Origin of the sequence: Ornithinicoccus halotolerans, from assembly GCF_009602535.1 — a bacterium.
GTDB classification, from domain to species: Bacteria; Actinomycetota; Actinomycetes; order Actinomycetales; family Dermatophilaceae; genus Ornithinicoccus; species Ornithinicoccus halotolerans.
Map to the genome: position 1 here is coordinate 1 of NZ_WIQI01000089.1, position 11,285 is coordinate 11,285.

Consider the following 11,285-nt stretch of genomic DNA (forward strand, 5'->3'; position numbering starts at 1 on the left):
GCCCAGGTGCAGCACTGCCTCCCGGGGCAGCTGCCCGGGCCGTGGGCTCCGCAGCCGCACGTCGAGCTCGGTCACCGACGCCCAGGCCCCCGGGCTGACGAGGACGTCCCCGCGGCGCAGCCCCTGCAGCGTGCCGGGGTCGCCGGTGAGGTTGAGCGCGACCCGCGCGACACCGCGGGCCTCGGGGACCTGCCGGCCGAGGGACTCCAGGCGGCGCACCCGCACGCGCCCGCCCCGGCCGGTCTCGAGGACGTCACCCACGGCGAGGCGTCCCGCGGGCAGGGTCCCGGTCACCACCGTCCCCGCGCCGGTGACTGTGAAGCAGCGGTCCACCCAGAGCCGGACGTCGGCCCCGAGCGCGGGCTCGGGCAGGCGGGCCAGCATGGCCGTCAGGGCACGACGCAGCTCGGGCAGGCCGGCGCCGGTGGGGGCGCACACCGGGACCATCGGGGCGTCGGCCAGGCCGGTGCCGGCGAGCTCCTCGCGGGCCAGCTCGGCCGCCACCTCGGGGTCGGCGAGGTCGCTGCGGGTCACCGCGATGACGCCGTGCCGGACCCCGAGCGCCTCCAGGGCGGCGACGTGCTCGGCGGTCTGCGGCATCCAGCCGTCGTCGGCGGCGACGACCAGCAGCGCCGCGGGGACCGGGCCCAGCCCGGCCAGCGCCGTCGTGACGAACCGCTCGTGCCCCGGCACGTCCACGAACGCCAGCTGCTGCCCGTCGTCCAGCTCGGTCCAGCAGAACCCGAGCTCAATGGTCAGCCCGCGGCGGCGCTCCTCGGCGAGCCGGTCCGGGTCGCTCCCGGTGAGGGCGCGGACGAGGGTGGACTTGCCGTGGTCGACGTGACCGGCGGTCGCGACGACCCGCATCCTCAGCCCGTCCCGTCCGGACGGGTGGTGACGGCCGTCACCGCGCTCACCAGTGGCTCCTCATCCGCCTCGGCCACGGTCAGCAGGTCCAGCAGCAGCCGGCCCGCTCGCACGCGGCCGACGACGGGCGGGTCGCCAGCCCGCAGCGGGGCCGCCAGGTGCGGCGGCAGCGACAGCGCCACGCTGGGCAGCTCCACGCCGGGCGCGCCGCCGCCCCCGACCGTGGCGGCCGACTCGACGACCTGGACGTCGACGTGCGGGGCCAGCCGCGCCGCGACCGCGTCGGCGCGCGCCCGCAGCTGGTCGGCGCGCCGGTCCAGCATGGCCGCCACCGGAGCGGCCGGACCGGTCAGCGTCGCCTCCAGAGCGGCCAGCGTCAGCTTGTCCACCCGCAGCGCGCGGGCCAGCGGGTGGCGCCGGAGCCGCTGCACGACCTCCTCCCGTCCCAGCAGCAGGCCGCACTGCGGGCCACCGAGCAGCTTGTCGCCGCTGGCGGTGACCAGGTCCGCGCCCGCGGCCAGCACCGAGGCCGCGTCGGGCTCCCGTGGCAGCCGCGGGTGCGGGGCGAGCAGGCCGGAGCCGATGTCGGCCACCACCGGCACCGGCAGCCCGGCCAGCTCCGGCACGGTCACCGAGGAGGTGAACCCGGAGACCTCGAAGTTGGAGGGGTGGACCTTCAGGACCAGCGCGGTGTCCTCGCCGACGGCCTGGGCGTAGTCGCGCAGGTGCACCCGGTTGGTCGTGCCCACCTCCCGCAGCCTGGCGCCGGCCGCCTCGAGCAGCTCAGGGATGCGGAAGCCGTCACCGATCTCCACCAGCTCGCCCCGGGCGACCACCACCTCCCGGCCACCGGCGAGGGCCGCCGCGGCCAGTGCCAGTGCGGCGGCGCCGTTGTTCACGACGTGGGCGGCCTCGGCGGCGGGGACGGCGGCACGCAGTGCGTCGAGGGCGCCCCCGCCACGACGGCCACGGCGGGCCGTGGCCAGGTCCAGCTCGACGTCGGTGGTGCCCGCCGCCCGGGCGAGCGCCTCGACGGCAGCGGCCGACAGCGGCGCCCGGCCGAGGTTGGTGTGCACGATCACGCCGGTGGCGTTGATCACCGGGCGCAGCGTGGTCGCGGCGGTGGGCAGGGCCGCCACGGCGGCGTCGGGGACCTGCTCGGGACCGAGCTCACCGTCGCGGCACCGCTGCTGCGCGGCGGTGACGGCGACCCGCACCAGCCGCGGCCCCAGCCGGTGGCTCGCCTCCTCCAGCCGTGGGTCGGCGAGGACCCGGTCGGTGCGCGGCGTCGCCCGCCGCGGGTCCTCCTGCTCGGGCTGCCTCACGCCCGCCGAGCGTAGTCGAGCGCTGGACAGCGCGGCGGTCGGTCAGCAGGCTCGGGTCATGTCCGCACTGGCCCGACGTCCCTGGGTGCCCGACCACAGCGAGCAGCGGGTGCAGCAGCTCGCGACCCAGACCGCCGCCGCGTCGGTCACCGCGGCCCTGGCGCGGCTCGAGGAGCTGGCCGCGGCCAACCGCCGCATCCACGACGAGGAGTGCCTCAACCTCAACCCGGCCACCAACGTGATGAGCCCCCGGGCGGAGGCGCTGCTGGCGGTCGGGCTCGGCTCCCGGCCCTCGCTGGGCTACCCCGGCGACAAGTACGAGACCGGCCTGGAGGCGATCGAGGAGATCGAGGTGATCGCGGCCGAGCTGGTGGCGGAGGTCTTCGGGGCCCGCTACGCCGAGGTGCGGGTGCCCTCGGGCGCGGTCGCCAACCTCTACGCCTTCCTGGCCACCTGCGAGCCCGGAGACACGGTCATCGCTCCGCCCGCGGAGATCGGCGGGCACGTCACCCACCACGGGGCCGGGTCGGCGGGGATGTACCGGCTGCGGACGGTCGCCGCGCCGGTCGACGCGAGCGGCTACACCGTCGACGTGGCGGCGCTGCGCCGGCTGGCCCGCGAGGTGCGGCCCCGGCTGATCACGGTCGGCGCCAGCCTCAACCTCTACCCGCACCCGGTGGCAGCGCTGCGGGAGGTGGCCGACGAGGTCGGTGCTCGGCTGCTGTTCGACGCGGCACACGTGTGTGGTCTGGTCGCCGGCGGTGCCTGGCCGAACCCGCTCGAGCAGGGCGCCCACCTGATGACGATGAGCACCTACAAGAGCCTGGGCGGCCCAGCCGGTGGGCTCGTGGTGACCAACGACGCCGGGCTGGCGCAGCGGCTGGAGGCGATCGCCTTCCCGGGGCTGACCGCCAACTTCGACGCCGGACGCGTCGCGGCGCTCGCGGTGACGATGCTGGACTGGAAGGCGGCCGGCCGCGACTACGCGGCGGCGATGGTGGCCACGGCCCGGGCGCTGGGGGAGCAGCTCGCGGTCCGCGGGCTGCCGGTCTTCCAGGGACGGGACGGGGTGACCCGCTCCCACCAGCTGGCGCTGCGGGCCCACCGGTGGGGCGGCGGGCAGGCCGCGGCACGCCGGCTGCGCCGGGCCAACCTGCTCGGCTGCGGCATCGGCCTGCCGGTGGAGCCGGTCGAGGGCGACCTGAACGGGCTGCGGCTGGGGACGCCGGAAGTGGTGCGTCGTGGTGTGCGCCCGGAGCACGCGCCCGAGCTGGCCGAGCTGATCAGCGACGGCCTGGGCGAGGACCCAGCGGCGGTCGCGCCGCGGGTCACGCAGTGGCGCTCGCGGTTCCGGGACGTGGGGTTCACCGCGGGCGGGGGGGAGTGGCGGAGGCGGACGGGAATCGAACCCGCCTGACCGAGGTCCTCGGTCACCGCGGTTTTGAAGACCGGGCCCGTCACCAGACGAGACACGCCTCCGCGCGCCACTGTAGCGGCGGGCTCGCGCGGGGCTGCCTAGGGTTGGGCCCATGACCCTCACCGCCCCGGTCCGGCTGACCCAGTACGCCTCCGGAGGCGGCTGCGCCTGCAAGGTGCCCCCCGGGGAGCTGGAGGCGGTGCTCGCGGGCCTGCCTGGGGCACCGCAGGGGGCGGAGCTGCTGGTCGGTACCGACCACGGCGACGACGCGGCGGTGGTGCGCCTGGAGGAGGACCGGGCGCTGGTGATGACCACCGACTTCTTCACCCCGGTCGTGGACGACGCCCGGGACTGGGGACGGATCGCGGCGGCCAACGCGCTGTCGGACGTGTACGCGATGGGCGGTACCCCGCTGCTGGCGCTCAACCTGCTGGCCTGGCCGCGGGAGCGGCTGCCCATGGAGCTGGCCGCCGAGGTGCTGGCCGGTGGCGCCGAGGTGTGCCAGCGGGCGGGCGCCCACCTGGCCGGCGGGCACAGCATCGACGACCCGGAACCCAAGTACGGGCTTGCGGTCACCGGCACGGCACACCCGGACCGGCTGCTGCGCAACGACGCCGGCCGGCCCGGGCTGCCGCTGACGCTGACCAAGCCGCTCGGCCTGGGAGTGCTCAACAACCGGCACAAGGCCACCGGCGAGGTGTTCCCGCAGGCGGTGGCCACGATGACGGAGCTCAACGACGAGGCCGCGAGGGCAGCGGTCGCGGCCGGGGCCCGGTGCGCCACCGACGTCACCGGGTTCGGGCTGCTCGGGCACCTGCACAAGCTCGCCCGCGCCAGCGGGGTCACCGCCGTCGTCGACACGGCCGCCGTGCCCTACCTGGAGGGTGCACGGGAGGCGCTCGCGAGCGGCTACGTGCCCGGCGGCAGTCGCCGCAACCTGGCCTGGGTGCGGCCGCACCTGGCGACCGAGGGCCGGCTGAGCGAGGAGGAGCTGCTGCTGCTGGCCGACGCGCAGACGTCCGGCGGGCTGCTGGTCGCGGGGGAGGTTCCGGGTCACCCGGTGATCGGCGAGCTTGCGCTGGCAGGAGAGACGACTCTGCTCCTACGATGACGGCACCCGAGGCGAGGAGGCGCGGACCGTGGCGAAGACGTTCCTGAACTGGCCGGTCCTGCGACAGCTCACGGGGTCCGACGTGCTCGGTCGCGGCGCGGCGGCCAAGTCCGCCCGCTCCGAGGAGCTGACCGCACGCACCTCGACCGCCGACCGCGTCGCCCGCAGCGTCTGCCCCTACTGCGCCGTCGGGTGCGGGCAGCGGATCTACGTCAAGGACGAGCAGATCGTGCAGATCGAGGGGGACCCCGACAGCCCGATCTCCCGCGGCCGGCTGTGCCCGAAAGGCTCTGCCAGCAAGAACCTGCTCACCAGCCCGATGCGGCAGACCACGGTGCGCTACCGGCGGCCCTACGGCACCGAGTGGGAGGAACTGGACCTCGACACGGCGATGGAGATGATCGCCGACCGGGTCGTCAGTACCCGGCGGGAGACCTGGCAGGACGAGGACGAGGACGGCCACCGGGTCCGTCGCACCATGGGGATCGCCAGCCTCGGCGGCGCCACGCTGGACAACGAGGAGAACTACCTCATCAAGAAGCTGTTCACCGCGCTGGGTGCGATCCAGATCGAGAACCAGGCCCGGATATGACACTCCGCCACCGTCCCCGGTCTGGGGACCAGCTTCGGGCGCGGCGGCGCCACGACCTTCCAGCAGGACCTGGCCAACGCTGACTGCATCATCATCCAGGGCTCCAACATGGCCGAGGCCCACCCGGTGGGCTTCCAGTGGGTGGTGGAGGCGATGAATCGGGGTGCCACGGTCATCCACGTCGACCCGCGGTTCACCCGAACCAGTGCCCTGGCCGATGAGTACGTCCCGCTACGGGCCGGGACCGACATCGCCTTCCTGGGCGGGATCATCAACTACGTCCTCACCCACGAGCTGGACTTCCGCGAGTACGTGCTGGCCTACACCAACGCGGCCAGCATCATCAGCGAGGACTTCCAGGACACCGACGACCTCGAGGGGCTGTTCTCCGGCTTCAACCGGGAGACCCGCACCTACGACGAGACCAGCTGGCAGTACGCGGGCAGGGAGGACCACGCCGAGCCGGCGCAGGAGACCAAGCAGGAGCGGCAGACCGCCCAGCCGCTGCAGCACGAGTCGCACGGCATCTCCCTGCAGGACGAGCCGCCTCGGGACGACACGCTCCAGCACCCGAACTGCGTCTACCAGATCCTCAAGCGCCACTACGCCCGGTACACCCCCGAGATGGTGGCCGAGACCTGTGGCGTGCCGGTGGAGCAGTTCCTGGAGGTGTGCCGCGCCTGGACGGAGAACTCCGGACGGGACCGCACCACGGCGCTCGTCTACAGCGTGGGGTGGACCCAGCACAGCGTCGGCGTCCAGTACATCCGCGCCGGCGCGATCCTGCAGCTGCTGCTGGGCAACATGGGTCGCCCCGGCGGCGGGATCCTGGCGCTGCGCGGGCACGCCAGCATCCAGGGCTCCACCGACATCCCGACGTTGTTCAACCTGCTGCCGGGCTACCTGGTGATGCCCAACCCCGCTGACCACGGGTCGTTCCGCGAGTGGATCGAGGACATGGGCGGCGGTGCGGGGGCCAAGGGCTTCTGGGCCAACGCCGAGGCCTACGGGGTGAACCTGCTCAAGGCCTACTGGGGCGAGAAGGCCACCGCGGACAACGACTTCTGCTTCGACTACCTGCCGCGGATCACCGGCGACCACGGCACCTACCGCTCGGTGCTGGACATGATCGACGGCAAGGTCAAGGGCTACTTCCTGCTGGGGCAGAACCCGGCGGTCGGCTCCGCGCACGGCAAGGCGCAGCGGCTGGGCATGGCCAACCTGGACTGGCTGGTGGTCCGGGACCTGTTCGAGATCGAGAGCGCCTCCTTCTGGAAGAACTCCCCCGAGGTGGAGACCGGCGAGATCGTGCCCGAGGAGTGCGCCACCGAGGTGTTCCTGCTGCCTGCGGCGGGGCACGCGGAGAAGGAGGGCACCTTCACGCAGACCCAGCGGATGCTGCAGTGGCGCGAGAAGGCGTTGGAGCCGCCCGGTGACTGCCGCTCCGAGCTGTGGTTCTTCTACCACCTGGGACGGATGGTGCGAGAGCGGCTGGCCGGCTCCACCGACGCACGCGACCGGCCGGTCCTGGACCTGGCGTGGGACTATCCCGTCGACGGCCCGCACGAGGAGCCCAGCGCCGAGGCGGTGCTGCGCGAGATCAACGGCTACGAGGTCGCCACCGGGCGGCCGCTGGCGTCGTTCACCGAGATGCGGACGGACGGGTCCACGCTGGGCGGCTGCTGGATCTACACCGGTGTGTTCGCCGATGGGGTGAACCAGGCCGCCCGTCGCAAGCCGGGCAGCGAGCAGGGGCCCGTAGCGCTGGAGTGGGGGTGGGTGTGGCCGGCCAACCGGCGCATCCTCTACAACCGGGCCTCCGCCGACCCCGAGGGGCGGCCATGGAGCGAGCGCAAGGCCTACGTGTGGTGGGACGAGGAACAAGGCCGGTGGACCGGGCACGACGTGCCCGACTTCGAGGTGGCCAAGTCCCCGAGCTACCGGGCGCCTGCCGGTGCCAGCGGCGTCGAGGCGCTCTCCGGTGACGACGCCTTCATCATGATGGGTGACGGCAAGGGGGCGCTGTTCGTCCCGCAGGGCCTGCTGGACGGTCCGCTGCCGACCCACTACGAGCCGGTGGAGTCACTGTTCCGCAACCCGTTGTACGCCCAGCAGGCCAACCCGACGCGGCTGGAGTACCGGCGGGAGGAGAACCGGATGAACCCCGGGGGCGCCGACGCGCACACCGACGTCTTCCCGTTCGTGTTCACGACCAGCCGGCTCACCGAGCACCACACCGCCGGTGGCATGAGCCGCTACCTGCAGTACCTGTCGGAGCTGCAGCCGGAGATGTTCGTCGAGGTGTCACCGGCGCTGGCCGAGGAGCGCGGTCTGGAGCACCTGGGCTGGTGCCACGTCGTCACGGCACGCGCGGCCATCGAGGGCAGGGTGATGGTGACCGAGCGGCTCCGGCCGCTCCGGGTCGAGGGACGCACCGTCCACCAGGCGTGGCTGCCCTACCACTGGGGTAGTGGCGGCATGGTGACCGGTGACTCGGCCAACGACCTGCTCGGCATCGTCCTCGATCCCAACGTGCTGATCCAGGAGAGCAAGGTGGGCACGTGCGACGTCCGGTCCGGCCGGCGACCGCGGGGGCAGGCCCTGCTCGACCTCGTCGCCGAGTACCGACGGCGCGCCGGGCTGGTCGGCGCCACGTACCCCCCCGTGCTGACCACCGGGAAGGGGACCGAGCAGTGACACGCACCAACAGCCTCTACGGCCCGCTCGATCCGGCGCGAGACGCCGGCTACGTCGACCCCCCGCCGCGCAAGGGGTTCTTCACCGACACCAGCATCTGCATCGGGTGCAAGGCGTGCGAGGTGGCCTGCAAGGAGTGGAACGAGGTCCCCGACCAGGGGTTCGACCTGTTGGGCTCCTCCTATGACAACACCGGTGCGCTGGGTGCCAACAGCTGGCGGCACGTCGCGTTCGTGGAGCAGGGGTCCGGATCCACCGGGACCCGTGCCCCGGTCGACCTGGGGATGCCGACGGTGCGTGGGGAGCAGGAGGACGCCGCCGAGGCAGCTGGCGGAGACAGCGACAAGCCCGACTTCCGGTGGCTGATGTCCTCCGACGTGTGCAAGCACTGCACCCACGCTGCCTGCCTGGACGTGTGCCCGACAGGTTCGCTCTTCCGCACCGAGTTCGGCACCGTCGTGGTGCAGGACGACATCTGCAACGGTTGCGGCTACTGCGTGCCTGCCTGCCCGTACGGTGTCATCGAGCGTCGGAAGGGGCCCTCCGGGGCCAAGAACGTCGGCATCGCCCAGAAGTGCACGCTGTGCTACGACCGGCTCGGCGCCGGCCAGGAGCCCGCGTGTGCCAAGGCCTGCCCCACCGACTCGATCCAGTTCGGCGACCTGGACGAGCTGCGGGGGCGCGCCCAGGAACGGGTGGCGGCGTTGCACGAGCGGGGCGTCAGCTCCGCGCGGCTCTACGGGCACGACCCGCAGGACGGTGTCGGTGGAGCGGGAGCGTTCTTCCTGCTACTGGACGAGCCGGAGGTCTACGGCTTGCCCCCGGACCCGATCGTGACCACGCGCGACCTGCCGAGCATGTACCGCCGCGCGGGGGTCGCCGCCGGCGCGTTGCTGGCCGGTGCCGCTGCGGCCTTCTTGGGGGGTCGACGGTGACGGCGGAGGCCCGCCCCGGGGTGTCGATGGTGCCCGGGGCGGAGTTCCGCTCCTACTACGACCGCGCGGTGCTCAAGGCCTCCCCGTGGGAGATCGACATCCCCATCTATCTGTTCTCCGGAGGGCTGGCGGCGGGGTCCTCGCTGCTGGCCGCCGGGGCCGATCTGAGCAGCCGGCCCGGGCTGCGGCGAGCCGGCCGGCTGACCGCGCTGGGTGGGCTCGGTGTCAGCCTGGTGGCGCTGGTTCACGACCTGGGCAGGCCCGGGCGCTTCCTGAAGATGCTGCGCGTGGCCAAGTTCACCTCCCCGATGTCGGTGGGGACCTGGCTGCTGGCCACCTACGGGCCGCTGGCAGGTGTCGCCGCCGCCGGTGAGGTCGCCCGCCTCGTCGGCGGACCGAAGTCGCTGGGCCTCCCGGGGCAGCTGCTGGCTGCCGTGGAGCGTCCCGCTGGGGTGGCCGCGGCCGTCACGGCACCGACCATTGCCTCCTACACCGGTGTGCTGCTGGCCGACACCGCGACGCCGACCTGGCACGGCGCCTACCGGGAGCTGCCGTTCCTGTTCACCGCCTCGGCGGCGGCCGCCTCCGGTGGCATGGGCATGCTGGCCGCGCCGGTCTCCGAGGCGGGCCCGGCACGGCGGATGGCGCTGGCCGGGGCGCTCACCGAGCTGGTGGCCGAGCGCCGGATGGAGCAGTCGCTGGGCATGCTCGCCGAGCCGCTCCACCAAGGGCGGGCCGGCCGCTGGATGCGGGCCAGCAGCTGGCTGACCGCCGCGGGGGCCGTGGGGACCCTGCTGGCGGGCCGGAGCCGCGTGGCTGCCGGTCTCTCCGGCCTCGCCCTCCTGGCCGGGTCATGGTGCACGCGTTACGGGGTTTTCGAGGCCGGCCAGGCCTCGGCTCGGGACCCCCGCTACACCGTGGTTCCGCAACGGGAGCGAATCGAGGCGGGCGAGGCGACGCCGTCAGTCACGGCAGGCTCCCCGGCCCCTTGACTGATTCGTTATCAGATCGTTATCTGGTGTCCAGGGTGTTGCGCTGGACGAACGGTGACGGCCTGACGTCGGGAAAGACAGACGTGTAACTTCGAACAACGCGGACGGCCAGTGGGTCAGCACACCGGAAACGGCCTGTGACCAGGACGGATGCCTGGTGCGGGTGTTTCCTCTGTGACAGAAGCGCTCTAGGGTCGACCTCGCTTCGCCCCCCGTGTGCCGGCTTGCCCGCCGGCTCCCGCCCCGCCCCTGGAGGTCGACATCGTGAGTGCCCCGCGCCCGTCCCGCCGTGCTGGCATGTCCCGCCGTGCTGGCATGTCGTTGAGCTGGCTGCTGGTCCTCACCGTTGGGCTGCCGTCGGTCGCGGCGGCGCAGGAGCCACCTTCGCTGGAGGACGTGCGCGAGGCCGAGCAGGCCGTCGTGGACGTCGAGCAGCAGGTGGCAACCCTCGATGCCCGGATGGTTGAGTACCACCAGCAGCTGCAGCAGGTGCAGATGCGTGCTCAGGCGGCGGGGGAGCGGGCCAACCAGGCGCGGCTGCGGCACGAGGAGCTGCAGGCCGAGGCCGACCAGGCCGCCAACCGAGCCAGGGAGGCCCGCCGGGAGGCCGACGAGGCCAACACCCTGCTGGGCCGCCACGCCGCGACCGCCTACAAGTCGGCGGGTCTGGACACACTGACCCTGCTCTTCTCCGCCGACTCGGCTGACGAGGTGCTCGACCGGGCCGGGTCGCTCGAGGTCGTGGGCAAGATCCGCAATCACGACGTGGCCGTGGCGGCCAGCGCCTCGGGGACCGCCGAGGAGCTGGAGCGCGCCGCTGCGTTGGCCGCAGCACAGGCCGAGGCAGCTGCCGTCGAGGCCGAGCAGCGTGCTGCCGAGGCCGACGAAGCGGTGGCGGTCGCGGAGGCCGAGGCCGTCCGGCTCTCCCAACAGATGGAGAGCACCATCCGAGAGCTGGCCCGGGTGCGCCAGGTCTCGGTGGCGACCGAGCAGGAGCGGCAGGCCCACCTGCAGGCCGAGGCTGCCCGTCGGGCGCAGGAAGAGGCCGAGCGCCAGCGTGCGGCCGAGCAGGCCGCCGCGGAGGAGGCGGAGCGCCAGCGGGCCGCTGACCAGGCCGCAGCGGAGGCTGCTGCCGCAGCGGCTGCTGCGGACGACTCCGCCGAGGCGGAGTCCGAGCCGCGGGTCACCGAGCGGGCCGACCGCAGCGAGCGGAACAACCCGGCTGGCAGCTCCGCGTCCGAGCCGGAGCCGGAGCCGGCGCCCGAGCCCGAGCCCGAGCCCGAGCCCGAGCCCGGGCGTGCGGCGCAGCAGTGTCATGGCCGTCGACAGTCCGACGATGCCTCCGCCGA

General features: G+C 73.6%; 8 protein-coding genes and 1 tRNA gene. 6 read left to right on the forward strand and 3 right to left on the reverse strand.

What is annotated here, in order from left to right:
- Positions 1-867: GTP-binding protein (locus GFJ45_RS12775; RefSeq protein WP_194288656.1), on the reverse strand; the 867-nt coding region annotated here is incomplete at its 3' end.
- A gap of 2 nt (positions 868-869) precedes the next feature.
- Positions 870-2,192: an L-seryl-tRNA(Sec) selenium transferase gene (gene selA, locus GFJ45_RS12780; protein ID WP_153397813.1), complete on the reverse strand. Its 1,323-nt coding sequence runs from the start codon at positions 2,190-2,192 to the stop codon at positions 870-872.
- Between the two features lie 58 nt (positions 2,193-2,250).
- Between selA and GFJ45_RS12785 the strand changes: the two genes are divergently transcribed.
- Positions 2,251-3,609, forward strand: coding sequence for a serine hydroxymethyltransferase (locus GFJ45_RS12785; RefSeq protein WP_153397815.1), 1,359 nt, complete (start codon positions 2,251-2,253; stop codon positions 3,607-3,609).
- Here GFJ45_RS12785 and GFJ45_RS12790 read toward each other — a convergent pair.
- Positions 3,577-3,671: transfer RNA gene (locus GFJ45_RS12790), tRNA-Sec, on the reverse strand. The genes GFJ45_RS12785 and GFJ45_RS12790 overlap by 33 nt on opposite strands.
- A 50-nt stretch (positions 3,672-3,721) precedes the next feature.
- Here GFJ45_RS12790 and selD point away from each other — a divergent pair.
- The 5 genes from selD to GFJ45_RS12820 form a co-directional block, all read left to right on the forward strand.
- The gene (gene selD / locus GFJ45_RS12795) at positions 3,722-4,720 is read left to right on the forward strand and encodes a selenide, water dikinase SelD (protein WP_153397817.1); all 999 of its coding nucleotides are present in this window, start codon (positions 3,722-3,724) and stop codon (positions 4,718-4,720) included.
- Positions 4,721-4,748: 28 nt separating this feature from the next.
- A complete protein-coding gene (gene fdh, locus GFJ45_RS12805) occupies positions 4,749-8,009 on the forward strand; it encodes a formate dehydrogenase (RefSeq protein WP_228386971.1) in 3,261 nt (1,086 codons plus the stop codon).
- Positions 8,006-8,944 carry a 4Fe-4S dicluster domain-containing protein gene (locus tag GFJ45_RS12810; protein ID WP_153397824.1) on the forward strand — a complete coding sequence of 313 codons (939 nt, stop codon included), beginning with the start codon at positions 8,006-8,008 and terminating at the stop codon, positions 8,942-8,944. Before fdh ends, GFJ45_RS12810 begins: the two co-directional genes overlap by 4 nt.
- Positions 8,941-9,936 carry an NrfD/PsrC family molybdoenzyme membrane anchor subunit gene (gene nrfD, locus GFJ45_RS12815; protein ID WP_228386976.1) on the forward strand — a complete coding sequence of 332 codons (996 nt, stop codon included), beginning with the start codon at positions 8,941-8,943 and terminating at the stop codon, positions 9,934-9,936. Before GFJ45_RS12810 ends, nrfD begins: the two co-directional genes overlap by 4 nt.
- A 297-nt stretch (positions 9,937-10,233) precedes the next feature.
- On the forward strand, positions 10,234-11,285 hold a 1,052-nt coding region (locus GFJ45_RS12820; protein ID WP_153397826.1), incomplete at its 3' end, for a hypothetical protein.